The sequence below is a fragment of the Kitasatospora arboriphila genome (assembly GCF_039528095.1).
Classification (GTDB): Bacteria; Actinomycetota; Actinomycetes; order Streptomycetales; family Streptomycetaceae; genus Kitasatospora; species Kitasatospora arboriphila.
Genome location: NZ_BAAALD010000055.1, coordinates 23,384 through 46,536, shown reverse-complemented (window position 1 = coordinate 46,536; position 23,153 = coordinate 23,384). Strand labels below are relative to the sequence as shown.

Below are 23,153 nucleotides of genomic sequence, written 5' to 3'. Positions count from 1 at the left end.
GTTCGGGCCCGACCGCAGAAAACAGAAATCCCGTCCGGTCGACGACCGGACGGGATTTCGTTGGTGGAGCTGAGGGGATTCGAACCCCTGACCCCCTCGATGCGAACTACCGGCAGAGCGGTCGCTGGGGTCTCCGGCCAGGATCACGCGGCTGTTGCGTTGGCCAGCAGTCTCCTACGGTCGCCCTGGTTGCTGTATCCCTCTGCTGTACAGAACCCGCTCCGGCCAAGTCTGCGTCCGCTTCGTCCCGAAGCAACCGGACACCTCCTCAACCTGGTGTCAGACCGTCGCTCACCCACGCACACAGTTCCCAGACGTCCGCTATTGCCACCGAAATGTGGTGCCGGCGGAGCACAGAACAGTTTGTAGCCGTACAGTACGCATAGAGGCTAGTCCACAAGACCTTCAATATCCCTAAGGAGTGACGTCATCTCAGGGTCGAGTTCGACTTCGGTTGCTGCGCTCGCGATAGCCAGAAATGAAACGGCCTTATACTTCCGCGACTGCAATTCCGAATTTACACCAGCAAGAATCTCCTTGGGTGGGCAGGTGGCAAGCCTATAGTCTTCATTGCCCCACTTCCGCGCAACCTCATTCAAGACGTCTTCATTGATAGTTGCAACGCTTTTCCCGCTGGACCTCTCCGACGTGAGACGCTCCGCGATCAATCGAGACGTAATTTTAGTGCGCATTCCCTCCATTACCTGAACCAGGATGGAATGAACCTCACCTGCCGGGCACCCGGAAAGACGGGCGATCACTTCGGGGAGAATTAGGTAGCTCTCAAGCTCCTTCTTGCCCCAGATGTGCGCCCGCAGGTTGACTGCGGAAAACTGCTTAACCACTTCAGCAACCTGCGAATCTGCCCTGTAGTCGCGATCAAGCAGAACCATTGCCTTTACCGACGCTCCGAGAAACTCCTTAAGGAACCAGCCAAAAGCCTCTGCGTGATCCCTATTTGAGTAGCCATTCATTGGAACAATGGCCAGCGACGTCTCGGCAGAAAGCTGCGTGAGTGAGAGCGAGTTTGCGAGACGCTTGAGGATTTTCACATCCTTACCCTCTACAAAAAGCACTCCTTTTGCCCTCAGCGCTTTCGCCATAGCCAAATTGAAGGACGTCCCAAGGGCGGAGTTGAGTCCGCTCAGATTCTCATCCTGGGGGGCTCGAATGGCTTTTTCCTGAGACTTGTCAATCCAGACAATTGACCTTGGGTCAGCCTCAGCAAGGACCTCGGTTGAGTGCGTCGCCAGTATGACCTGAGTATTGAGAGATTCCAGAAGCCGCACCAATCGACGCTGGAGATCTGCATGCAAAAATACTTCCGGCTCGTCGAGAACGAGAGTCGGCATCTCGGCAGATCGGTAGATATGCAGTAGAAGCTGAAGCCAGATCTGGACGCCGTCACCAGCCCAAACCAGCTCCTTCTCTACTCCACTCTCCGCCTCGGTGAAGTAGACATCAATGCTTGATGAGTCGTACTTGAGAACCGGCTTCTCCAGCCTGATTCCGGCAAGCCACGGCGAGGCAAACTTGAGGAATTCCTCCCATTTTCCCGCCTGCGTGAGCATTCGCAGCTGATTCCGGAAGTGCCTGCTACTCAGGCGCCCCGTCTGGTTTCGCTTAACGGTCTCATCTTCTAGGATTCTCTCTGCATGCTCCAGCGGAGACAGAGTTGGAATTACACCAATCGTAGAGAATCCAGCCTTTACCGCGGCGGGCGTCCTGGGCGTGCTTCTCGACTTATCCAGCAGGTAGAAGAATGGGTCCGGCTCATCCTCGCCTCGGGAAATCTCTGGCCACACCACCCGCATCTTGGAGCCATTTTTCCACGTCAGTTCGAGACTGGTTTCGTCGTCGCGAAAATTATGGCGAACGCTCTCATTGAGTGCTTCGAAGTCGCGAATTGGAACCGGATACCCCTGATACCAGGAACCTCGATGCTGAGCGGGGATTGACGGACGAGTCCGCTTTGCAACCCTGAGGCACGATTCGGCGAGTTTCAAGGCAGACAGAACAGTACTTTTACCTGCACTATTGGGGCCAACCAGCAGGGACGATTCCTGAAAGCCGATAGAGAATGACTCGAAAGCCTTGAATTTCCGAAGTCGAATTTCCCTAATCAACTTGCGCCTCGATTCTCAATTTCGTGAAGGCCTGGTCCGCACGGCGTGTTGACCGTCATACCATGAGGCCATGCCATGGCGCTAGAAAATTGCGCATCATCCTGCAGCCTGATACAGGTGGATCCTTTCGCGCTCCGACGCACAGAGGGCGGTGGAGCGGTTTTGGCCGGTGTCCTGTCTGGTCTGGGTCCGAGCATGATCGGGGGGCCGTAAGCTGTTGCGACTCGGTCAGGGCTTTTGGGGCCTGACCGCAATTTGGCCGAGTGGCCCCCCGGTCTTGCTCGGTGCGGGCCCCGGTCCGGGCAGGTGGGTAAAACCGTGGAGCCGCCCGCCCCGGCCCCGGTGGGGTTGGTTCTGGCGTGATGGTGTGCGCTGGCCTGTGCCCCGTTCCTCCGCTGTGCGGGGTGGAAGTTGGACCTGTCCGTTTATGCCCCGGTCTTAGCTTTTCGCCCCCTTTGCGGGCGCGGCCGACGACGGCGAAGCCCCAGCCGGGGCGCAGACAGGAGGCGGGGCGCGCGCCGGAGGAAGGCCGGCGCCGCCCGCGCCGTGCGCGGCACCCCGAACGTACTGTGAGGCTGCTCTTGAGTAGTTCCAGGAGACCCGGGAATCCTCGCCGGATCTCGATCCGCCCGATGATGTGCCTTCCTTGGGCTTCGCCCACCTACCCCGCCGAGCGGAGCGAGGCGCCTTGAACCCGTAGAGAAGAGTTTTACGCGCCCCTCCCCCATCGCCGCCGGCCTATGGCCCCGGGTCGAGGCGCCCGTATGCTCACGAGTACGGCTGACGCTCTTTCACATCGGCTTCGGGGGACCATGGATACGATCACGCAGCTGGTGACCATCGCTGCCGTGGTGCTGGGTGGACTGACGACCTACATGACGAACCAGCTCATGGAGCGGAGCAAGCGCAAAGACTCGCTGCGGGTCCGCTGGGACGAGAAGAAGCTAGACGCCTACGTCGAGTACGTGGGCAGCGTCCGCTCCTGCATCTACGCGGCTGTGCTGGCGTACGAGGTGACTCACGACCTCCGGGCCATGCCCCGCACCGAGCACGAGCTGCTGATGGACCTCACCGAGGCAGAGGGGCGCCGTGCTCTGGCGTTCGAGCGGCTGATGATGCTCGCGGGTGACCCAGTCATCGACGCCGCACACGCGGTGAACTCTGCGACGCTCGCGATCGACTGGCGCGCCCGCCGGCTGGTCGAGGGTCCACTGGAGGAGTGGCGGGCACTCCACACCGAGATCTTCCGCGCGATCAACGTGTTCCACGAGGTGGCTCGTGCCGACCTCGGAGTGACCGGCGGCTTCGTCGGGGACCGACACACTTCGCGTGGGCTGATCCTCCCGGAGACCCGCACCCCCTCGCCCGGCGAGTAGGGCCCCGGGCAGCAGACGACCCCGGCAGCGGAAGCCCTCCGTCACCGGGGTCGTCGTCGTTCTCAGGCCGCGTCGATCCGCCAGTGTTCCAGCGCCAGCAGCGCCTCGGCCCGGGCCTCGACCACGGCCATGCGGGCCATTCGCTCGATCTCCTGGCTGTGGGCTGCCTGGCTGGTGCTCTGCCCCGGCCACTTCCGGTAGAGCAGTCCGGTCTCGGCCGTGAACCAGCCGCGGCTTACCGCGTTGAGTGCCAGCAGCAGCCCCGTGTCCTCGGACGCTGGCAGCGCCATCCAGCCGCCGAGCGCGAGTACGAGCTCCCGCCGCGCACAGAGGGTCGCCGGGTGGACCTGAGCCCGGAAGTCGTGGGCCTGCCAGTGCCGCAGTACCTCGCCGCGCTCGATCGGCCCCTCGGGCGGGTCCTGGTCGAATCCGACCGTCGAGCCGTCCGGCAGGAGGTCGAGCACCCGGGAGGTTGTCCACGCGATGTCCGGTCGACCGGTCAGTGCCTCGAGATCCCGCGCGAGCGCGCCCGGGGTCAGCATGTCGTCCGCGTCCAGCACCCGCACGAAGCGCCCGATCGCCCGCGACATACCCATCGTCCGCGCCATGCCGGCGCGCCCATGGCGGCCCTGGCCGAAACTGATCCGCGCGTCGTCCGGGACATGCGGCCGGACGTCGTCTGTCTCGCCGTCTTCCTGGATGATCCACTGCCAGTCCCAGCCCGCCGGCAGCTCCTGCTCCAGCAGGGACTTGTACGCGTCGCCGAGGTACTCGGCCGACGGCCCGTGGACGGCCGTGATCACGCTGATGACGTTGCCCATGGTCACCACCTGTCCAGCTTGGTCGTGTAAACGATCTCGGTGCGGTCGCCTGGCAGGACGACGTCGGAGATCTCCACCACGCGGTCGGTGGTGTCGATCGAAGTCTTCCGGAGGATCACCACGGACACACCCACCGGCAGGCCGAGAGCGATGGCCTCGTTGTCCATCGGCGGGCGGGCGCGGAAAGTCTCGACGATGCGGTCGAGCTCGATGCCGAGGGTGAAGAGCTGGTTCTGGGTGCCACCGGGCCACGGTTCGAGCTCCTCGCGGAGCAAGTCCGGGTTCGCCTCGACCAGTTCGAGCGGCAGGTACGACCGGGAGATGTTGAACGGTGCCCGCTCGTTGCTGTGCCTTGTCTTGTAGGTCCGCTTCAGCAGCATCGTGCCCTCGGGCAGCTTGAACGCCGCCGCGAGATCGGGGGAGGCCGGCACCTGCTCGTACTTGGCGTCGAAGATCAGGTCGTCCACGGTGAGGCCGGTGTCGTGCTCAGTGGCTCCGGTCTTGAGTCGCTCGGACTCGGGCTCGCGCGCCCGATCCTTCTCCCACTGGTGGCGCAGGTTGCTGCGGACCGCCGGGGTGGGCTTGCGGCGGACGAAGGTGCCGCGTCCGTGCTGCTTCTCGAGCAGCCCCTCGGACTGGAGCACGCCCACGCCCTGGCGGACGGTCGGGACGCTCACGCTGTAGTGCTCCGCCAGCGCGGTCTCCGCTGGCAGCCGGTCTCCCTCGGTGAGCTCGCCCGAGTCGATCTGGCGTCGCAAATCAGCGGAAATCCGCTCGTACTGGTTGGCCATGTCGCCGGTCACCGCCCCTGTCGTGGTCTCGGACACATCTTAAGTCCTAAAGAGGAGTTGACGACTAGCTGATGCCGCGTCATAGTTCATTGCAACTCCTCAAGAGGACTTAAGGACTAGAGGAGTTGAGGACTTGCGGCACTTGCCGTGAGCAGGGTGATCCGGGGGCGGATGTCCTCCGGGGTCAGCGAAGGAGTACGCGACATGCGCTTCATCCCCGTCGACACGACCGGCGCGCTGGTGATGGTGGCCCAGGAGCCGCGCCCGAAGCTCAAGAACCGGCAGACCGGCGAGATGGCCCTGGACACCGAGACCGGCGCCCCGCTGATGACCATCGACGTGACCTTCGTAGCCAACGGGCAGGCGGACATCCTGTCCCTCACCGTGCCGCAGCCCGGCATCCCCGAGGGGCTCGCCCCGGGCACCCTGGTCGCGCTTACCAAGCTGATCGCCCGGCCGTGGGAGAACGAGTTCAACGGCCAGAAGCGGAGCGGCATCGCCTTCCGCGCCGAGGCGGTCACCGCCACCATGCCGCTCGCGTTCGCTGGCGCGCAGGGCTGATCGCGATGGACGCGCTCACGACCTCGCTGCTCGAACTCGGTCTCCCGACCGTCGCGCTCGGCGCCGGGGCCCTGTACGCCAAGGCGAGGCACCCGCGCGCGTACTGGACCACTATCGGCCTGCCGCTGACCATCAGCCGGATCCACCGCGACTACGACGCCGTGATGGAAGCCTGCGGCCTGACCGTCGAACCGTCGTTCTGGCGGGCGATGGCGGCACAGGCGGCCAACCGCGACTCGAAGCCCGAGATGCCGAAGATCCGGGGCTTCCGGGGATCGGCGACCGGCCTTCGGGTCCGGCTCCGCCTCGCCCGGGGCCAGGAAACCGCCGACGTGCTCAACGCGACCGAGCGTCTGCGGCATGCCTGGGGAGTCCACGCCGTCTACGCGTCCGAGGTGAAGCCGGGCGTCGTGGACCTCCGGATCGTCGGATACGACGTGCTGCGCACGGTGCAGATGCCCCGGCGGGCTGTGGCCAGGGCCGGTGGGCTGCTCCGGATCCCGGTCGCGCTGCGGTCGGACGGCACTCCGCACGTCCGGGATTACTGCGAGGTCCCGCACGGCATGAACCTCGGGGCGAACCAGTCCGGCAAATCGATGTACACCCGCAACCTGATCCACGGCCTGGCACCTCAGCCTGTCGCACTGGTCGGCATCGACTGCAAGGGCGGCGTCGAACAGCGCCCGTTCACCCGGCGGCTCTCCGCACTGGCCACCAACCAGGCGGACGCACTCGGTGTCCTGCTCGCCCTACTGGTCGAGATGGACGACCGGTACGACCTGATCAGGGCCTACCAGGGGCTCCCCGGTTCGGTCGCGGCCGAGAACGTCACGGCCGACATCTGGGGGCTTCCTGAGAAGGTCCGCCCGGTGCCGATCATCGTCCTGGTGGACGAGATCGCCGAGCTGTTCCTGGTCGCGTCCCGGGACGACGAACCGCGCCGCAATCAGCTCGTCACCGCGCTGATCCGCCTGTCCCAGCTCGCCCGAGCGGCCGGCATCTTTCTGGAGATCACCGGCCAGCGCTTCGGCGCCGACCTCGGCAAGGGCGCGACACTGCTCCGTTCCCAGCTCACCAGCCGTACCGTCCACCGGGTCAACGACGTCGAGAGCGCCCGCATGGGCCTGGGCGACATCTCCAACGACGCGATGGACGCCGCAACCCGGATCAGCCCGAGCATGCCCGGCACCGCCGTCACCGGCGACACCTCGGGCGTCTGGCACCAGATCCGCACCCCGTACCGGTCGCTCGCTGAGGTCGCCGCCCAGTGCGCCAAGTACGCACACCTCACGCCCGACCTGCACCGCCTGGCGGCCTTCCGCCCGGCCACCGCTCCGGCCGTCGTCCCGCCGCAGCCCTCGGCCCCGCCGATCTACGCCCCCGCCTCGGTCGCCGAATAGCGATCACCACCCGGCCGGGCGCGGCCCACAGCGCCAAGTCCGTACTCAGTCACGCCCGAAACCAGAGGAGTACCGCGATGTCCCGCAAGCCCACCCTCGCCGAGATCGGCGCCTTCCTCGCCCACGTCCGGGCTGCCTCCCCCGGCGCCGACCCCGGCCCACTCCTCTCCGAGAAGGCGGATCTGTTGGAGCGCATCGCCAACGCCAACCCGGGTGACCAGGACGCCGCCGACGTCGCCCGAGAGGCCCGCGCCGCCGCCGACCGCCACAACCGGAACGGTGGGTGACCCCGGTGCCCCGCCGAGCCCACACCTCCGCGCCCAAGGCCCTTTCCTGCACCGAGTGCTCCGGCTCCGGCCAGATCACGGTCCCCGTGTTCGCCGGCCGTGGTGCCCGCCGCCGGCAGCTCGCCAAGCAGGAAGCGACCTGCCTGGACTGCCTCGGCACCGGCATGGCGCTCGGCGAACCGGAGTGACCAGAAACGCCGCCAAGTAGGCCAGCTTCGGCCGGAGTTGGGAGCACTACGGACACCGCGCCCGCTCCGGCCCCAACCACCCGGAGGTGAACCGACATGCGCCACCTGCCCAAGCCCGACGCCATCCTGGTACAGGCTGTGATTGCCGCCGCGCTGTCCTTCGCCCACCTGCACGACCTCGCCGAAGCCTCGGGACAGACCGGCTGGAAGGCGTGGGCCTACCCGGTCTCCGTCGATCTGCTGCTCGTCGCCGCATGGCGCCGACTCCGCGCCCGGACCTCGACCGCACTGGCCTGGGTCTGGTTCGTCATCGCGCTCGCCGCATCGCTGGGCGCCAACATCGGCACCGCCGGCCTGCTCGACCTCGGCCAGACCCCGGCCTGGCTGCGCATCGTCGTCGCCGGCTGGCCCGCCGCTGCGTTCCTTGGCGGCACGCTGCTCGTGCACCAAACGGAGTCCGCCGCTTCCGACACCGAGCGGGTCCCCTTCGTGGAGGACACCGAACTGCCGCCGCTGTACGAACCGGAGCCCGAGCCGATCGAGCCCGCCGCACCGCTCCCGGCTCTGGCGCCCGCTCCCCTGCCGGAGCCCCCAGCCCCGTCGCCCCCGCCGGCCCCCGCGCAGCCGGTCACCCCGGCCGCGACGGCCGTTCCTGCACCGCTGCTCCAGCACGCCCGGAAGGTCGCTGAGGACCACCGCACACGCACCGGCGACCCGATCGACGCCGCCACGCTGCGCGCCCGGCTCGGCATCAAGGACCCGCTCGCCTCGGCCCTCGCCGCCGAGCTGATCTGAGAGGTACCGCCCGATGAACATCACGCTCCCGCTGACCCTCGTCCTGCTGATCGTCAGCTGGCTGATCGTCCGGCACCTGCGACTGCGCTGGTGGGCGGTCACCGCGCTGGTCCTGCTCGGCTTCTACCTCGCCACGTCCTCGGTCGCGCCGCTGATCGACAGCACCACGCACGACGGCGTGCAGGTCATCAACAACACCACCACCAAGTAACCGAACGGAGGTCCCGCCATGGCTGCCAGCCTGCTACTCCCCGACTCGCTGCTGCTCACCCCGGACGGCTCCACCCTCGTCGCCGAGATCGAGGCGTACCTGGCCTCTCTCCCGGCTTCCGCCCGGCTGACCGTCCCGTACGTCTGCCCGCTCGGCTCCACCGTCCAGCGCTGGAACGCCGGGCTCCCCGTGCCCCGCCCCACACTTCTGGATCGCCTGGTCCACCGCCCGGCCCGGCCGGTCGAGGTGTCCGTCTCGGACCACCTGCGGCTCGCGTCCCGGTACCTCGCGGAGGTCGGCTGGGTCCAGGGGGCCATGTGGGACTCGGCCGGCCGCGTCTGCCTACTCGGCGCGCAGGCCGCCGTCCTGGCCCACGGCTACGGCACCGCGTACACCGTCCGACGCGCCCGCGTGCAGGTGATGGAAGTCCTCCACGCCACCGGTCGGCCCGTCAGCTCTCCCGACGTCTTCAACGACCTGCCAGCGACCCGGCAGAGCGACGTCCATCAGCTCCTCGACCGGGCCAGCGCCCGGGCCCTGTCGCTCGGCATCTGATCGGCCCTCGGGGCGGCACAGCCGGCAAGCACACACCGCCCCGAGGACCACGTCCCTTCCCGAACCGAAGCCCACGAAGGAGAGCACCATCATGCCCCAGCACCGCCACGCCCGGATCCGCGTCTGCCACCACTGCGACGGCTTCGCCTCCGCCGTGATCGCCACCGGCTCCCGCCACCTCGACGGCACCCGCCGCACCATCCCCGTCGCCTGCCCGGCTTGCCGTGGCCTCGGCACCCTCGCGCGCCCCCTGGTCACCGCCAAGGCGGTCTGACCGTGGCCGTCTTCGACTGGCGCGACTCCTCGCACTGGGCCAGCAAGCCCGCCCCCTGCGGCGTCTGCGACAAGCCCACCAACCTCCGCTCGGACCGTGGCAAGCCCGCCCACAAGGTCTGCGCCGAGACCTGGACCGACCAGCACACGAAGCCCGCGTCCGACCAGCCCTGACCGCGCCGCCCCGGGGCCGTGACAACACCGCCCCGGGGCCTCCGCCACAGAGGTGAACCAGTGCTCCACCAGCTCCCCGCCCGCCCCGCCAACGGCCTGCGCGTCCTAGACCTCTTCTGCTGCCAGGGAGGCGCCGGCACGGGCTACCGACTCGCCGGGTTCGACGTCACCGGCATCGACATCACCCCGCAGCCCCGCTACCCCTTCGCCTTCCACCAGGACGACGCCCTCGCCTACGTCGCCGAGCACGGCACCGAGTACGACCTCATCCACGCCTCACCGCCCTGCCAGCGCTACACCAACGCCCAGCGCATCCAGGGCAACACCCACCCCGACCTCATCGAGCCCCTGCGCGGCCTCCTGGTGTCCACCGGCCGCCCGTACATCATCGAGAACGTCCCCGGCGCGCCCCTCCTCGACCCCGTCGAGCTGTGCGGCTCCATGTTCGGCCTGCGCACCTACCGCCACCGCCTCTTCGAGACCTCGTTCCCGGCCGGCGCACTCCACCACCCCCGCCACCTCGCCCCCAACGCCAAGATGGGCCGCCCCGTCCGCGACGGCGAGAACATGCACATCGTCGGCAACTTCTCGAACGTCCCCCTCGCCCGCGACGTGATGGGCATGCCCTGGGCCACACGCGACGGCCTCCGCGAAGCCATCCCGCCCGCCTACACCGCCCACATCGCCGCCGAATTCCTCGCTACCGTCCGTGCGGAGGTGGCCGCGTGACTACGCCGACGCTGCCACCCATCGCAGACCTCGTCGAACTGGCTTCTCAGGGCATCATGCCCGCACTGATGCGACAGCTCTCCGGCCTGGCCGGGTGCACCTCGCCGATCCGGCTCGACGGCTGGCGGACCGAGATCAATGAGACGACCGGACAGGTGCTGCACCACCTGGAGTCGTCCGAGCTGCCCGCCGGCAACCTGCTCGTCCGCTGCGGAAACCGTCGTACGACCCGCTGCGCGTCCTGCGCCGAGACGTACCGCCGGGACACCTATCACCTGATCACCGCTGGCTTGGTCGGCGGGAAAGGGACTCCCGAGACCGTGGCGTCGCACCCCCGCGTGTTCGCCACCTTCACGGCGCCGAGCTTCGGGCCCGTCCACAACCGGCCCTCCGCCGGCCGCTGCCGCTGCGGGGCCGATCACGCCCCGGACGATCCGCTGCTCGGCTCTGCACTCGACCCCGAGACGTACGACTACGAGGCGGCCGTGCTGTGGAACGCCCACGCGGGCAAGCTCTGGGCCCGGTTCTCGATCCACCTCCGTCGGGAGATCGCCAAGCGGGCCGGGCTGTCACAACGTGCCTTCCGGGACGCCGCTCGGGTGTCGTTCGGCAAGGTCGCCGAGTACCAGAAGCGCGGGGCCATCCACTTCCACGCCGTCATCCGGCTCGACGGCCCGGAAGGTGGCAGCGACTCCCCGCCGGACTGGGCCTCCGCCGAGCTGCTGACCGACGCGATTCAGGCTGCCGCCCGTCGAACGGACATCCCCGGGCCGCAGATCGGCGAGCGCTCGCACCGCTTCGCCTTCGGCCGGCAGCTCGACATCCGCACGATCCGCAGTGCGGCCTTCAACGGTCCCGTACAGATCACGGAGCGCGCCGTGGCGGCCTACATCGCCAAATACGCAACCAAGGGCGCCGAGACCGCGACGGGCACGCTCGACCGGCCGCTGAGGCTCCGCGCGCAGATCCAGCATCTCGACATCCCCGAGCACGCCCGGCGGCTGATCCGAACGGCATGGCTGCTCGACGACAACCCCGAGTGCAAGCCCCTCCGACTCCGCGCCTGGGCCCACATGCTCGGCTTCCGAGGGCACTTCTCGACCAAGACCAGGAAGTACTCGACCACCCTGGGTGCACTTCGTGGCGCCCGCACCGCCTGGCGCCGCGCACAGACCCTCCAGCTCCTCCATGGCCCCGATGCCCCGGTGGCCGACGACAGCACGCTCGTCCTCGCCCACTGGACCTACGCCGGCAACGGTCTCAACCGCGGCGAGTCCTGGTTGGCCGCAGCCGTACAACCCGCACCCGGAACGGAAGGGGAACCCACCCGATGAGCGTCACGGTGATCGAACGCAAGTGGCACACGACGGCGGAAGTCGCGGTGATGCTGAACTTCGGACTCTCGAAGACCAAGATGCTGGTGCTGACGGGCAAGATCCGCTCGGTGAAGGTCGGCAGGGACCGCCGCATCCTGCCTGTCTGGGTGGACGAGTACGTCACCCGGTGCGCCGCCGAGGCCGAGCAGGAGTGGTGCGCATGAGCGGCAAGCGCAGCAACGGCGAAGGCTCCATCTACCCCCGCAAGCAGGGCGGGTTCGCGGCGTACGTCTGGGTCACCAAGCCCGACGGCACCCGCGACCGGAAGTACGTCTACGGCAAGACCCGGGCCGAGGTGCACGAGAAGTGGCTGAAGCTGCACAGCGCCGCGAAGGCCGGCCCCGTCGCCACCAGCGCGCCGACGCTGGGCGGCTACCTCGACTACTGGCTCCGCGAAGTGGTCAACCCGAACCTCAAGCCCAAGACGGCCGAGACGTACGAGATGCACGTCCGGCTCTACATCGCGCCGGGGCTTGGCTCCAAGCGGCTCGACAAGCTGACAGTGCGTGACGTCCGCGAGTGGACCAACAAGCTGCTCGAAGGCTGCCAGTGCTGCATCCAGGGAAAGGACGCCGCACGGCCGGTCAACCACCGCGACCCGAAGCGGCGCCGCCGCTGCTGCGCGATCGGCCGGTGCTGCGATCAGCGGCTGTCCCAGCGAACGGTCCGCGATGCCCGCAACACCCTCCGGTCGGCGCTGACCAACGCGATGGCGGAGGAGCTGATCACGAAGAACCTCGCCGCGCTCGTCAAGCTCCGTGCGCCCCGGCGGGTACCTCGTCGGCCGTGGTCGGTCGAGGAAGCCAAGACCTTCCTGGAGTCCGCCCGACGGGACGGCGACCCGCTGTACCCGGCGTACGTGCTGATCCTCGTGCTCGGGCTGCGGCGAGGGGAGGTCCTCGGCCTGGGTTGGGATTCGGTGGACCTCGACACCGAATTGCTGACGGTGGAGGCGCAACTCCAGCGGATCCGGCGTCAGCTCGTCCACGACGAGACCAAGACCGACGCGTCCACCGCCGTCCTGCCGCTGCCCGACATCTGCACGGCCGCGCTGAGACTCCGACGACAGGTCCAGGCATCGGCCAAGCAGGCTGCCGGCGTGCTTTGGTCCGAGCTGGGCTTCGTCTTCACCACCCGGACCGGCTCGCCGGTCGAACCCCGCAACTTCAACCGCTCGTTCAAGCGGCGGTGCGAGCTGGCCGGCGTCAGGGTGATCCGGCTGCACGACACCCGGCACACCTGCGGGTCGCTCCTCGCCGCGCTGGACGTGCACCCACGGATCGCGATGCAGATCCTCCGGCACAGCAAGATCGCGGTCACGATGGAGATCTACACCCACGTACCGTCCGAGGCGACCCGTCGGGCGCTGAAGAAGCTCGGGCAGCACATCACCGCCGAAGCACCCGAGCAGCCCGAGTAGTTGCTGTACTTCCCTGCTGTACAAACGCTCAGAGGCCCTCCCGGATAATCCCGGGAGGGCCTCTGTGTTGGGTGGAGCTGAGGGGATTCGAACCCCTGACCCCCTCGATGCGAACGAGGTGCGCTACCGGACTGCGCCACAGCCCCAACGAGAAAGAACTCTATCACCTCTGCGGACCACCTCGTGACCATTGCCTCTGCGGGTCCCGAACCGCCCCCGACGTGCGGCGCCCCCCCCCCCCCGGGGGGGGGGGGCGGGGCGCCGGAGGTCACTCGTTGGCCGCTCGGGCCCTGGGCGGGCAGTCCGCCTCGGGCGGCGCCGCGCTCTCCGCGTACTGGTCGAACAGCGGGGTGCGGCGGGACTCGGCCGGGCGGCCGGAGTCGCGGACGCCGGGGGCCGCGAGGTCGAGGCCGCGGGTGACCCGCGGGGCGACCGGCGCGGTGACGTAGGTCGGCAGCGGGACGGGCACCGGCTCCCAGGAGTCGGCACCGGCCGGCCCGCGCTCGCGCATCCCGTCGACCCACTCCTCGTGGTCGGTGGCCTCGGCGAGCGCCGTCGCGGTCGAGGCCGTGTCGGACGGGCCGTGCGCCGGCAGGTCGGCGGCCAGCCGCAGGTGCGGCCGGGCCGGCCCGTTCGCGGCGCGCACGTCCGCCTCCGGTTCGACGGCCGGCTCGTCCGCCGCGGCCCGCTCCTGCTCGCGCGCCCGCTCGCGGGCCCGCAGCCGCTCGGCGGCCTGGGCGGCCCGGGTGCGGTCGAGCTTGACCTCGTACCGCTGTCGCTCCAGTCGGCGCAGGTGGCCGATGTAGAAGGTCAGCAGGACGGCGGGCAGGGCGGGCACCCAGATGAAGGCGAAGCCGGCGACGGCCGCGACCACCGCGCCCAGGGCGAAGGCGACGAAGAGCAGGGTGACCATCCGGCGCCGCCGGGCGAGCAACCGGGCCCGGCGCTGGGCGGTCGGGCGGTGCACCGGCCGGTCCGCGGACGGCTCGGCGCCCGGGGCCCGGATCTCGGGGACCTCGGCGACCTCGGCGCTCCCGGGGGCGTCCGGGGCGTCCGCCGGCCCGACGGCCGGGAGCTCCGGATCGGCCTGGGCGCCGTCGGCGGCCGCGGGCGCGCCGGAGGCCGGGGCGTCGCCGGGGGCGTCGTCCTCGGTCGGGGCGGGTTCGCCGCCGTCGGACTCGTCGGTGAGGGACTTCGAAGCGCGCCGCTCCAGCGCCGACCGGCCGGCCAGCAGGCGGATCGCGGTACTGAAGCGTTCCGTCGGACGCGACTCGTTGAGCTCGTCCTGCCTGCGGAGCCACATCGGCACCAGATAGGCGGCCCAGGCTCCCACGATGACCGCGTAGATAAGGCCGCTACTGCTCACGATTCACACGGTACGGGGGCATGGTGAGGCCTGGCAGCAATTTGGCGCGGCGTGTCGTGTGATCAAGCTGATTCTCCGACTATTTTGCCGGTGTTTGCCACCACTCGACCCGGGGCCCGATGCCGGATCGATATCTATTTCGAACAAATATTCAATTCACTCAGGAGCGGCCGCTCCTGACGGCACGCCAGCGCGCCAGCATGCCCTCCGGCACCTCCTCGACGGTCAGCGCGTAGACCAGGTGGTCGCGCCAGTCGCCGTCGATGTGCAGATACCGCGGACGCATTCCCTCCTCGCGGAAGCCGAGTTTCTCGACCACCCGCCGGCTCGGCCGGTTCTCCGGCCGAATGCACACCTCGATCCGGTGCAGTCCGAGCGTGCGGAAACAGTGGTCGACCGAGAGCGCGACGGCGGTCGGCATGATGCCGTGGCCCGCCACTTCCTCGTCGATCCAGTAGCCGACGTTGGCGGAGCACATCGACCCCCAGGTGATGCCGCCGACGGTGAGCTGGCCGACCAGCCGGCCCCGGTGCAGCACCACGAAGGGCAGCATCCGGCCGGCCGCCGCCTCGCCGCGCAGGTAGCGGACCATCTGCCGGTAGCTCGGCCGGGCGACCCCGCCGCGGCCGGCCGGCGGCGGGGGCACGGTGGCCTCCCAGCGCCGCAGCCAGTCCCGGTTGCGGCGGCTGACCTCCTGCCAGGCGCGCTGGTCACGGGCCCGGATCGGGCGCAGCGTCACGTCGCCCTCGGTCAGCTCGACCGGCCAGCCGGCGCTCAGCTCGTGCTCCGGACGGTGCCGTCCGGCCGCGGGTGGTCGCCGCCGCGGAGCTGGTCGACCGCGTGGGCGAGCAGCGGTTCGAGGACGGCCAGGCCGTCCTTCACGCCGCCGGTGGAGCCGGGCAGGTTGACGATCAGGGTGCGTCCGGCGAGGCCGGCGAGGCCGCGGGAGAGCACCGCGGTGGGCACCTTGTCGCGGCCGTGCGCGCGGATCGCCTCGGCGATGCCGGGGATCTGCCGGTCGATCACCCGGGCGGTCATCTCGGGGGTGAGGTCCATCGGCGAGATGCCGGTGCCGCCGGTGGTGAGGACGACGTCGTAGCCGGCCTCGACGGCCTCGCGGAGCACCGCCTCGACCGGGTCGCCGTCCGGCACGACCCGCGGGCCGTCCGCGGCGAAGCCCATCCGGCCGAGGCCCTCGACGAGCAGCGGGCCGCCCTTGTCCTCGTACACGCCGGCCGAGGCGCGGTTGGAGACGGTGACGGCGAGCGCGCGCACGGGGCGGCCGGCGGCCGGGTGGCCGTCGGCGGTCACCGGGCGTCCTCGCGGGCCCAGTCGCCGCTCTTGCCGCCGGTCTTGGTGAGCACCCGGACGTCGGTGATCGCGGCGGCCTTGTCGACCGCCTTCACCATGTCGACGACGGTCAGTCCGGCGACGGCGACGGCGGTGAGCGCCTCCATCTCGACGCCGGTGCGGTCGGCCGTCCGCACGGTGGCGGTGATCTCGACCGCGTCGTCGGTGACCGCCAGGTCGACGGTGACGCCGGAGATGGCGATCGGGTGGCAGAGCGGGATCAGGTCCGGGGTCCGCTTGGCGCCCATGATCCCGGCGATCCGGGCGACGGCGAGGGCGTCGCCCTTGGGGACGCCCTCGCCGCGGAGCAGTTCGACCACCCGCGGGGCGACGGCGACCCGCCCGGCGGCGACCGCGGTGCGGACGGTGGTGGCCTTCTCGGAGACGTCCACCATGCGGGCGGCGCCGGTGTCGTCGACGTGCGTGAGGCGGTCGCCGGGGGGTGTCTCGGTCACGGGGGCTCCAGTGGCGCGGGTCGAATACCGCGCTACCGTACAACCCCGGTGGCGTCAGTCCGTGAGAAGGACCACGTCGACGCGGCTGCCGGCCGGCAGCGCGGTGGTGTCGTCGGGGACGGCGATCAGGCAGTCGGCGTGCGCGAGCGCACCGACCAGGTGCGAGGAGGCGCCGCCGACCGGGGTGACGGTGCCGTCGGTGCCGTACCGGCCGCGCAGGAACTGGCGGCGGCCCGCGGGCGAGGAGAGGTCCGCGGTGCAGACCGCGGAGACGACCGGCCGGTGCACGTCGGGGGCGCCGAGCATGGTGCGGATCAGCGGCCGGACGAACAGCTCGAAGGAGATGTACGCGCTGACCGGGTTGCCGGGCAGGGCGAGCAGCGGCACGCCGTCCTTGCCGAGCCGGCCGAAGCCCTGCGGCTTGCCGGGCTGCATCCGCAGCCGCCGGAAGTCGACGCCGCCGAGGTCCTCGCCGCCGTGCAGCGGCTGGAGGGCCTCCTTGACCACGTCGTAGGCGCCGACGCTGACGCCGCCGCTGGTGACGATCAGGTCGGCGTGGGCGAGCTGCTCCTGCAGCACCCGGCGGAGCACGGCCGGGTCGTCCGGCACGCCGCCGATCCGCACGGCCTCGGCGCCGGCGGCGCGGGCGGCGGCGGCGAGGGCGAAGCTGTTGGAGTCGCTGATCCGGCCGGGGCCGATCGGCTCGCCGGGCTGGACGAGTTCGCTGCCGGTGGAGAGCACCGCGACCCGCGGGCGGCGGTGGACGGCGACGGTGGCGCGGCCGATCGCGGCGAGCAGGCCCAGCTGGGCGGGGCCGAGCAGGGTGCCGGCGGTGAGCACCGTGGTGCCGGCGGTGATGTCGCTGCCGCGGCGGCGGATGTGGGCGCCGGCTGCGACCGGGCGGAGCACCTGGACGGTCTCGCCGGCGACGGCGGCGGTCATCGCGTCGGCGGCCTCGCCGGTGCCGCTGCCGCCGTCGGTCCACTCGACCGGGGCGACGGCGTCGGCGCCGGGCGGCACCGGTGCGCCGGTCATGATCCGGGCGGCCCGGCCGGGCCCGACCTCGGGGAGTTCGGCGGCGCCGGCCGCGATGTCGCCGACCACGGCGAGGGCGACCGGCGCGGTGTCCGCGGCCCGCAGCGCGTAGCCGTCCATCGAGCTGTTGTCGAAGGGCGGCAGGTCGACGGCGGCGGTGACGTCGGCGGTGAGCCGGCGGCCGAGGGCGTCCAGCAGGTCGACCTCGACCGCCGGCAGCGGGGCGGCGGCGGCGAGGACGTCGGCGAGGTGCTCGTCGACGGTCCACGTCCGGGGGGCGGCCGGGGCCCCGGCGTCCTCGCAGCAGGGGTCGTTGCTGCCGTGCGCGGGGCCCGCGGTCATCGCCTCACTCGCCTTCGTGATGGGTCAGCTGTGCATCTCGGTGGCGACGAACTGCCGGAGCCAGTCCCGGAACTCGGGGCCGAGGTCCTCGCGCTCGCACGCCAGTCGGACGATAGCGCGAAGGTAGTCGGCGCGGTCGCCGGTGTCGTAGCGGCGGCCCTTGAACAGCACGCCGTGGACGGGGCCGCCGCCGGTCTCGTCGCGGGCGGCGAGCTCGCGCAGCGCGTCGGTCAGCTGGATCTCGCCGCCGCGGCCGGGCGGGGTCTTGCTGAGCACCTCGAAGACGGCCGGGTCGAGGATGTAACGGCCGATCACCGCGTAGTTGGACGGGGCGTCCTCGGTGTCGGGCTTCTCGACCAGGTCGGTGATCCGGAAGACGTCGTCGCCGAAGCCGTTCGGCTTGACGGCGGCACAGCCGTAGAGGTGGATCTGCGAGGGGTCGACCTCCATGAGGGCGACGACCGAGCCGCCGAGCTCCTGCTGGACCTCGATCATGCGGGAGAGCAGCGGGTCGCGCGGGTCGATCAGGTCGTCGCCGAGGAGGACGGCGAAGGGCTGGCCGGCGACGTGCTGCTCGGCGACGAGGACGGCGTGGCCGAGGCCCTTGGGGTCGCCCTGCCGGACGTAGTGCATGTTGGCGAGCTGCACGGACTCCTGGACGCGGCGCAGCCGGTCGTGGTCGCCCTTGCGGGTGAGCAGCTCCTCCAGCTCGTAGGCCCGGTCGAAGTGGTCCTCCAGCGCGCGCTTGTTGCGGCCGGTCACCATCAGTATGTCGGACAGGCCGGCGGCGGCGGCCTCCTCGACGACGTACTGGATGGCCGGCTTGTCGACCACCGGCAGCATCTCCTTGGGCGTCGCCTTGGTCGCCGGGAGGAAGCGGGTCCCCAGGCCGGCAGCGGGCACGACGGCCTTGGTGACGGGGGTGCGGGCGTGCGTCTTCGTCATGCGTCGACCTTACTGAGGCGTTTCAGCGCCCTGTGAGAGCGAGGTGAGTGGGGTGTTAAACCCCGTCCCGAGCAGCGGCCGTGGCGGCAGCGGTGCGGGCGTGGCCGACGGAGGTGAGGGTGGCCTCGGTGCCGGTACAGGCGGACAGACTACCCGGCTTTCCCGCCGCCTCCGTCGGCCCGTCGGACCTCCGCCGGCAGCGCACCGCAGGTGCGGGCTCGGGCGCCGCCGTGGGGACGGTCTCCACCGGGGCTCCGCGCCAGCAGTCGCCGCCCGCCCGGCGGGCCTCGGCGAGGGCCCGGTCGGCGGCCCTCAGCAGCAGGGCGGCGTGGGACCCGTCGCGCGGCAGGACGGCGATGCCGACGGCGGCGGTGAGGCCGTTGCCGCGGGCGGTGGCGGGGGCCCCGGCGGGGCCGGCCGGGGTGTCGGCGGGGCGGGGCTCGGCGCCGCTGCCGGACCAGTCCAGCAGCCGGTGCCGGCGGACCGTCCAGACGAGCCGCTCGGCGACCTGGACGGCGCCCTCGGCGCCGGTGTCGGGCAGCAGGACGAGGAACTCCTCGCCGCCGTAGCGGCCGAGGGTGTCGGAGCGGCGGATCTCGACGGCGAGGCGCTGGGCGAGGTCGCGCAGCACGGCGCCGGCCCGGCTGCGGCCGTGCTCGGCGACGACCGCGTCGAAGCCGGTGATCTCCAGCATCAGCAGGGCGAGCGGGCGCTTCTCGTCGCCGGCCGCGGCACGGCGGGCACGCTCGATCTCCTTGTCCAGGGTGATCTGCAGGTGCCGGTAGTTCCACACCCCGGTGAGCGGGTCGCAGGAGGCCGTGCGCTGCAGTTCGTCGCGCTCCTGGCGCAGCTCGGCGACGGTGCCCTGCAGGGCCGCCTCGCGCTCGGCCGCGGTGGCCGCGGCCCGGCGCAGCCGCGCGCCCAGCAGCCCGGCGCCGGCCAGCGCGGGGGCGCTCAGCGCGGCGAGTGCCTGGACCAGGAGCGGGGTGGACATGTGGCGCCTTCCGCATGTCAGGCTCGGGGCACCGATCGGTGCCGAGCTGTGGGGACCCATGACTGCCAATCCATTGCACAACGACAAGGCCGCCCTGAGGTCACGCCTGCTGGCGGGACGCCGCGCACTGTCACCCGCTCGGCGGGCATCGGCGGCCGGGGAGCTGGCCGTGCACGCCGCCGCGCTGGCCGAACCGGGCTGGACGGTGGCGGCGTACGTGTCGGTCGGCGGCGAGCCGGGCACCGGTCCGCTGCTGGACGCGCTGGCGGCCCGCGGGGTGCGGGTGCTGCTGCCGGTGCTGCTGGCCGACAACGACCTGGACTGGGCGCCGTACGAGGGGCGGGAGGCGCTCGCCCCGGCCTCCCGGGGCCTGCTGGAGCCGACCGGGCCGCGGCTGGGGCCGGAGGCGGTCTGCGGGGCGCGGCTGGTGCTGCTGCCGGGTCTGGCGGTGGACCGCCGCGGGGTGCGGCTGGGCCGCGGCGGGGGCAGCTACGACCGGGTGCTGGCCCGGCTGGCCGCGGCCGGCGCCGAGCCGCTGCTGGCGACCCTGCTGTACGAGGAGGAGCTGCTGCCCGAGGTGCCCGGCGAGGCCCACGACCTGCCGGTGGACGCGGTGGTGACGCCCTCGGGGGTGCACCGCTTCCGCGGGGGCGCCGCCGGCTGAGCGGCGGCGCCCCCGCGGCGGGTCAGCCGTTGGTGAGCGTCATGGTGTGCGCGGTCGCCTTGGTGACGGCGTCCGGCGAGTACGCCCAGGGCAGCAGTTCGCCCTTGGCCCACAGCTCGGTCTGGTCGTTGTAGTTGCTGTGGAAGGCGTGGCCGGAGGCGCCGCCGACGTTGATCCAGCGGGAGGCGTCGAAGTCGGAGAGGTCGACGACCATCCGCATCGAGGGGATCCAGTCCACCTGGTAGCCGGCGGCGGCGTTCCACCCGGCGGCGTTCACCGCGGCGCTGCCGCCGGAGAGCCGGTACGGGCCGCGGTTGAGCAGCCGGTGCACGAAGCCCGAGGCGATCGAGGAGTCGTCGCTGCCGAGCGTCGTCTCCTTGAGCGTCAGGGTGTGCAGCCGGCCCCAGCTCCAGGTGGAGATGGACTTGCCCAGGTAGGCGGTGAGGTCCTGGCGGGCGTTCTTCATCGCCTGGGCGAGCAGGTTGTTCAGGCCGTGCTGCGGCAGGTGGTCGGAGTCGATGTAGTTCCACCAGGTGCTGTCGGGCTGCGCCAGCTGGGTGCGGACGACCTCCGTCCAGCGGTCGCCGCCGTCCGGCTGGGCCTGGTCGGGCTTGCGGGTGCCGCACTCGGTGACGGGCTTCACCTCGCCGTTGACCGCGTCGTCGGGCAGCGTCGAGTTGGACTTCTGACGGACCAGCAGGCAGTCGCCCTCGGCGCGCAGCGAGGCCGGCAGCTTCTGCCCGAAGGCGAGGGTGAGCAGCGCCCGCCAGACGCCGTTGTAGTAGGCGGCGGCCGCGGAGTCGGCGTCCTGGTGGTAGTTCCAGTCCTTCAGCAGGTCCTGGGCCTCGCGGACGTACGGGTCGGAGATCTTCACCTTGAGCAGCAGCGGGACGAGGGTCCTGGCCATCACGCTGGTGTTGTCGAGCTGCATGGCCTGCATGTCGTCCGGCGAGATCTTGCCGCCGTTCTTCAGCCGGCCCTCGATCTGGTCGGTGATCTCCTTGGCGCGGGTGCCGTACTCCCAGTCGGTGGTGATGGAGAACGGGTAGCCCTTGTCGACCACGGCCTGGTTGGCGGTGACGATGTAGCCGGAGGCCGGGTTGTAGCTGTAGGGCAGCGACTTGAAGGGGACCGGGTCCTTCTTCCAGTCGTAGGCCGAGTCCCAGCCCGGGGCGGGGTAGCGGCCGTCGCCCTTGCCGCGGACGGGGATGGTGCCCGGGGTCTGGTAGCCGATGTTGTTCTCGGTGTCGGCGTAGATCAGGTTCTGGGCCGGGACGGCGAAGTCGGCGGCGGCCTTCTGGAAGCCCTTCCAGTCGGCGGCGGCGTCGAGCTCGAAGACGGCGTCCATCGTCCGGCCGGGGGTGAGGGCCGTCCACTGCAGGGCGACGCCGTAGCCGCTGGCGCGGTCCGGGGCGGCGTTGCCGGCCGGGGCGTAGGTGCCGACGTTCTGCTGCTCCGAGGACTGGTCGGAGATCAGCGGGCCGTTGACGGTGGTGCGGACGGTGATGGTGCGGTCCTCGCCGCCGGCGACCTTGATCGTCTCCTTGCGGGTCTGGAACTTCACCTCCTGGCCGTCGCGCAGGTAGGTGTCGGGGCCGGTGACCTTCTCCAGGTAGAGGTCGGTCACGTCGGCGCCGAGGTTGGTGAAGCCCCAGGAGACCTTCTTGTTGTGGCCGATGACCACGCCGGGGGTGCCGGCGAAGGTGAAGCCGGCGACGTCGAAGCCGCACTTGGGGCCGACGGTGCGGCAGTGCAGGCCCATCTGGTACCAGACGGACGGCATGCCGGGGCCCAGGTGCGGGTCGTTGGCGAGCAGCGGCTTGCCGGTGGTGGTGTGGCTGCCGGAGACGACCCAGGAGTTGGAGCCGATGCCCTGGCCCTGCGGGCCGAGCAGCTGCGGCACGGCGGCCATCTTGTCGGAGAGGTCCTTGAGGACGGCCTGGGTGGCGGCGCGGCCCTGCGTGGTGCCGGTGCCGGCCGTCGCGGCGGCGGTGCCGGGCGCGGCGCTGCCGTCGGCGGGCTTGTAGGTGCCGTCGGCGGCGAGCTTGCCGGTCTTGACGATGGTGCCGTTCCGGTCGTACGGGTACGCCGGGTACAGCTGGTCGATCTCGCTCTGCTCGAAGTTCTGCGCCAGCAGCGCGCGGTCGATCTCCTCCTGGCGGTTGCCGGAGAGGTTCCAGGCCATGGCCTTGAGCCAGGCCACCGAGTCGACCGGGGTCCACTCCTCCGGCTTGTAGTCGCCGTTCACGGCGCCGAGCAGGGCGTACTCGAGGGAGGCGCCGGCCCCGCCGGGGTGCTCGGCGAGCCAGGCGTTCACGCCGTCCGCGTAGGCCTGCAGGTACTTCTTGGTCTCGGCGGAGAGCACGGTGTCGTACTCCTGCTGCGCGACCCGGCGCCAGCCCATGGTCCGCAGGAAGGCGTCGGTCTCGACCTGGCCGGAGCCGAACATCTCGGACAGCCGCCCGGCGGTGATGTGCCGGCGGACGTCCATCTCCCAGAAGCGGTCCTGCGCCTGGACGTAGCCCTGGGCGCGGAAGAGGTCCTCGGAGGTGTCGGCGTAGAGCTGGGGCACGCCCTTGTCGTCGCGCTTCACGTCGACCGGGGCGGCGAGGCCGGCGACCCGGACGGTGCCGGTCAGCTCGGGGAAGGAGGCACGTACGGTGTGGACCGCCCAGTAACCGCTCCCGCCCAGCCCGGCGATCAGCATCACGACCAGCACGATCACGATCAGACGGGCGCGCCGGAACTTCTTCGAGCGGGGCATCTGGGTCCTTGACTGGGGGACGTGGCGGCGGAGACAGCTCACCACATTAGGTCGGCTCAGGTGGCGGACGTGCACCGGGGACGCCCACGGTTGGATCAGAGGGGACGATACCCCGGAGGGATGACCGGAAGGGAAGGCCGAGGGGCCTCGATCAA

The 23,153-nt window shown here is 70.6% G+C and carries 25 protein-coding genes and 1 tRNA gene; 14 read left to right on the top strand and 12 right to left on the bottom strand.

The features are described from left to right. Positions 1-389: 389 nt before the first annotated feature. On the bottom strand, positions 390-2,006 hold the full coding sequence (locus ABD353_RS25360; RefSeq protein WP_344625975.1) for an ATP-dependent nuclease: 1,617 nt from the start codon (positions 2,004-2,006) through the stop codon (positions 390-392). A gap of 953 nt (positions 2,007-2,959) precedes the next feature. Between ABD353_RS25360 and ABD353_RS25355 the strand changes: the two genes are divergently transcribed. After that, positions 2,960-3,502 carry a hypothetical protein gene (locus tag ABD353_RS25355; RefSeq protein WP_344625974.1) on the top strand — a complete coding sequence of 181 codons (543 nt, stop codon included), beginning with the start codon at positions 2,960-2,962 and terminating at the stop codon, positions 3,500-3,502. 62 nt (positions 3,503-3,564) lie between these two features. Here the strand turns inward: ABD353_RS25355 and ABD353_RS25350 are convergent, their stop codons facing one another. Further along, on the bottom strand, positions 3,565-4,323 hold the full coding sequence (locus ABD353_RS25350; protein WP_344625973.1) for a glycosyltransferase family 2 protein: 759 nt from the start codon (positions 4,321-4,323) through the stop codon (positions 3,565-3,567). Between the two features lie 2 nt (positions 4,324-4,325). Beyond that, positions 4,326-5,114 (bottom strand): GntR family transcriptional regulator, encoded by a 789-nt coding sequence (locus ABD353_RS25345; protein WP_344625986.1) that lies wholly within the window; start codon positions 5,112-5,114, stop codon positions 4,326-4,328. Positions 5,115-5,318: 204 nt separating this feature from the next. Between ABD353_RS25345 and ABD353_RS25340 the strand changes: the two genes are divergently transcribed. From ABD353_RS25340 to ABD353_RS25285, 12 genes are all read left to right on the top strand, one after another. After that, on the top strand, positions 5,319-5,675 hold the full coding sequence (locus tag ABD353_RS25340; RefSeq protein ID WP_344625972.1) for an SCO3933 family regulatory protein: 357 nt from the start codon (positions 5,319-5,321) through the stop codon (positions 5,673-5,675). Between the two features lie 5 nt (positions 5,676-5,680). After that, positions 5,681-7,075, top strand: a complete 1,395-nt coding sequence (locus tag ABD353_RS25335; protein WP_344625971.1) for an FtsK/SpoIIIE domain-containing protein — start codon at positions 5,681-5,683, stop codon at positions 7,073-7,075. Positions 7,076-7,152: 77 nt separating this feature from the next. Continuing rightward, positions 7,153-7,362 (top strand): hypothetical protein, encoded by a 210-nt coding sequence (locus ABD353_RS25330; RefSeq protein WP_344625970.1) that lies wholly within the window; start codon positions 7,153-7,155, stop codon positions 7,360-7,362. Positions 7,363-7,646: 284 nt separating this feature from the next. Continuing rightward, on the top strand, positions 7,647-8,345 hold the full coding sequence (locus ABD353_RS25325; protein ID WP_344625969.1) for a DUF2637 domain-containing protein: 699 nt from the start codon (positions 7,647-7,649) through the stop codon (positions 8,343-8,345). 13 nt (positions 8,346-8,358) lie between these two features. Beyond that, entirely contained in the window at positions 8,359-8,556 is a 198-nt protein-coding gene (locus ABD353_RS25320) for a hypothetical protein (RefSeq protein WP_344625968.1), read from the top strand. Between the two features lie 18 nt (positions 8,557-8,574). Further along, positions 8,575-9,111 carry a DUF6197 family protein gene (locus tag ABD353_RS25315; protein WP_344625967.1) on the top strand — a complete coding sequence of 179 codons (537 nt, stop codon included), beginning with the start codon at positions 8,575-8,577 and terminating at the stop codon, positions 9,109-9,111. A gap of 91 nt (positions 9,112-9,202) precedes the next feature. Further along, complete coding sequence (locus tag ABD353_RS25310) at positions 9,203-9,385, top strand: hypothetical protein (protein ID WP_344625966.1); 183 nt, start codon at positions 9,203-9,205, stop codon at positions 9,383-9,385. Positions 9,386-9,387: 2 nt separating this feature from the next. Further along, positions 9,388-9,558: a hypothetical protein gene (locus tag ABD353_RS25305; RefSeq protein WP_344625965.1), complete on the top strand. Its 171-nt coding sequence runs from the start codon at positions 9,388-9,390 to the stop codon at positions 9,556-9,558. Positions 9,559-9,618: 60 nt separating this feature from the next. Then, the gene (locus ABD353_RS25300) at positions 9,619-10,287 is read left to right on the top strand and encodes a class I SAM-dependent methyltransferase (RefSeq protein WP_344625964.1); all 669 of its coding nucleotides are present in this window, start codon (positions 9,619-9,621) and stop codon (positions 10,285-10,287) included. 56 nt (positions 10,288-10,343) lie between these two features. Then, positions 10,344-11,621, top strand: coding sequence for a replication initiator (locus ABD353_RS25295; protein WP_344625985.1), 1,278 nt, complete (start codon positions 10,344-10,346; stop codon positions 11,619-11,621). Beyond that, entirely contained in the window at positions 11,618-11,827 is a 210-nt protein-coding gene (locus ABD353_RS25290; RefSeq protein WP_344625963.1) for an excisionase family DNA-binding protein, read from the top strand. The genes ABD353_RS25295 and ABD353_RS25290 overlap by 4 nt, the downstream gene beginning before the upstream one ends. Further along, positions 11,824-13,083, top strand: a complete 1,260-nt coding sequence (locus ABD353_RS25285) for a tyrosine-type recombinase/integrase (protein ID WP_344625962.1) — start codon at positions 11,824-11,826, stop codon at positions 13,081-13,083. Before ABD353_RS25290 ends, ABD353_RS25285 begins: the two co-directional genes overlap by 4 nt. 72 nt (positions 13,084-13,155) lie before the next feature. Here ABD353_RS25285 and ABD353_RS25280 read toward each other — a convergent pair. The 8 genes from ABD353_RS25280 to ABD353_RS25245 all read right to left on the bottom strand — a co-directional run bounded on the left by ABD353_RS25280 (position 13,156) and on the right by ABD353_RS25245 (position 19,570). Further along, a tRNA-Ala gene (locus ABD353_RS25280) sits at positions 13,156-13,229 on the bottom strand. Between the two features lie 122 nt (positions 13,230-13,351). Further along, positions 13,352-14,449 (bottom strand): divisome protein SepX/GlpR, encoded by a 1,098-nt coding sequence (gene sepX, locus ABD353_RS25275; protein WP_344625961.1) that lies wholly within the window; start codon positions 14,447-14,449, stop codon positions 13,352-13,354. A gap of 160 nt (positions 14,450-14,609) precedes the next feature. Next, positions 14,610-15,227, bottom strand: coding sequence for a GNAT family N-acetyltransferase (locus ABD353_RS25270; RefSeq protein ID WP_344625984.1), 618 nt, complete (start codon positions 15,225-15,227; stop codon positions 14,610-14,612). Then, on the bottom strand, positions 15,224-15,760 hold the full coding sequence (locus ABD353_RS25265; protein ID WP_344625960.1) for a MogA/MoaB family molybdenum cofactor biosynthesis protein: 537 nt from the start codon (positions 15,758-15,760) through the stop codon (positions 15,224-15,226). Before ABD353_RS25265 ends, ABD353_RS25270 begins: the two co-directional genes overlap by 4 nt. Beyond that, on the bottom strand, positions 15,757-16,194 hold the full coding sequence (gene moaC, locus ABD353_RS25260) for a cyclic pyranopterin monophosphate synthase MoaC (protein WP_052390727.1): 438 nt from the start codon (positions 16,192-16,194) through the stop codon (positions 15,757-15,759). Before moaC ends, ABD353_RS25265 begins: the two co-directional genes overlap by 4 nt. Before the next feature lie 114 nt (positions 16,195-16,308). Beyond that, entirely contained in the window at positions 16,309-17,631 is a 1,323-nt protein-coding gene (gene glp / locus ABD353_RS25255) for a molybdotransferase-like divisome protein Glp (protein ID WP_344625959.1), read from the bottom strand. A 24-nt stretch (positions 17,632-17,655) separates the two neighbouring features. After that, positions 17,656-18,576, bottom strand: coding sequence for a UTP--glucose-1-phosphate uridylyltransferase GalU (gene galU, locus ABD353_RS25250; protein ID WP_344625958.1), 921 nt, complete (start codon positions 18,574-18,576; stop codon positions 17,656-17,658). Positions 18,577-18,631: 55 nt separating this feature from the next. Further along, positions 18,632-19,570, bottom strand: coding sequence for a GGDEF domain-containing protein (locus tag ABD353_RS25245; RefSeq protein ID WP_344625957.1), 939 nt, complete (start codon positions 19,568-19,570; stop codon positions 18,632-18,634). Positions 19,571-19,628: 58 nt separating this feature from the next. Here ABD353_RS25245 and ABD353_RS25240 point away from each other — a divergent pair, with 58 nt between their 5' ends. Beyond that, entirely contained in the window at positions 19,629-20,234 is a 606-nt protein-coding gene (locus ABD353_RS25240) for a 5-formyltetrahydrofolate cyclo-ligase (protein WP_344625956.1), read from the top strand. 22 nt (positions 20,235-20,256) lie between these two features. On the opposite strand, the gene ABD353_RS25235 is transcribed toward ABD353_RS25240, so the two are convergent. Then, entirely contained in the window at positions 20,257-22,998 is a 2,742-nt protein-coding gene (locus ABD353_RS25235) for a penicillin acylase family protein (protein ID WP_344625955.1), read from the bottom strand. Positions 22,999-23,153: the final 155 nt, after the last annotated feature.

Excerpts from the sequence above, each read along its gene's own strand:
- ABD353_RS25345 (WP_344625986.1), bottom strand. The coding sequence starts at position 5,114 with ATGGCCAACCAGTACGAGCGGATTTCCGCTGATTTGCGACGCCAGATC.
- ABD353_RS25350 (WP_344625973.1), bottom strand. The coding sequence starts at position 4,323 with ATGGGCAACGTCATCAGCGTGATCACGGCCGTCCACGGGCCGTCGGCC.
- ABD353_RS25285 (WP_344625962.1), top strand. The coding sequence starts at position 11,824 with ATGAGCGGCAAGCGCAGCAACGGCGAAGGCTCCATCTACCCCCGCAAG.
- ABD353_RS25315 (WP_344625967.1), top strand. The coding sequence starts at position 8,575 with ATGGCTGCCAGCCTGCTACTCCCCGACTCGCTGCTGCTCACCCCGGAC.
- ABD353_RS25320 (WP_344625968.1), top strand. The coding sequence starts at position 8,359 with ATGAACATCACGCTCCCGCTGACCCTCGTCCTGCTGATCGTCAGCTGG.
- ABD353_RS25325 (WP_344625969.1), top strand. The coding sequence starts at position 7,647 with ATGCGCCACCTGCCCAAGCCCGACGCCATCCTGGTACAGGCTGTGATT.
- ABD353_RS25335 (WP_344625971.1), top strand. The coding sequence starts at position 5,681 with ATGGACGCGCTCACGACCTCGCTGCTCGAACTCGGTCTCCCGACCGTC.
- ABD353_RS25290 (WP_344625963.1), top strand. The coding sequence starts at position 11,618 with ATGAGCGTCACGGTGATCGAACGCAAGTGGCACACGACGGCGGAAGTC.
- ABD353_RS25310 (WP_344625966.1), top strand. The coding sequence starts at position 9,203 with ATGCCCCAGCACCGCCACGCCCGGATCCGCGTCTGCCACCACTGCGAC.
- ABD353_RS25245 (WP_344625957.1), bottom strand. The coding sequence starts at position 19,570 with ATGTCCACCCCGCTCCTGGTCCAGGCACTCGCCGCGCTGAGCGCCCCC.
- ABD353_RS25240 (WP_344625956.1), top strand. The coding sequence starts at position 19,629 with ATGACTGCCAATCCATTGCACAACGACAAGGCCGCCCTGAGGTCACGC.
- ABD353_RS25330 (WP_344625970.1), top strand. The coding sequence starts at position 7,153 with ATGTCCCGCAAGCCCACCCTCGCCGAGATCGGCGCCTTCCTCGCCCAC.
- ABD353_RS25340 (WP_344625972.1), top strand. The coding sequence starts at position 5,319 with ATGCGCTTCATCCCCGTCGACACGACCGGCGCGCTGGTGATGGTGGCC.
- ABD353_RS25295 (WP_344625985.1), top strand. The coding sequence starts at position 10,344 with ATGCCCGCACTGATGCGACAGCTCTCCGGCCTGGCCGGGTGCACCTCG.
- glp (WP_344625959.1), bottom strand. The coding sequence starts at position 17,631 with ATGACCGCGGGCCCCGCGCACGGCAGCAACGACCCCTGCTGCGAGGAC.
- moaC (WP_052390727.1), bottom strand. The coding sequence starts at position 16,194 with ATGGTGGACGTCTCCGAGAAGGCCACCACCGTCCGCACCGCGGTCGCC.
- galU (WP_344625958.1), bottom strand. The coding sequence starts at position 18,576 with ATGACGAAGACGCACGCCCGCACCCCCGTCACCAAGGCCGTCGTGCCC.
- ABD353_RS25235 (WP_344625955.1), bottom strand. The coding sequence starts at position 22,998 with ATGCCCCGCTCGAAGAAGTTCCGGCGCGCCCGTCTGATCGTGATCGTG.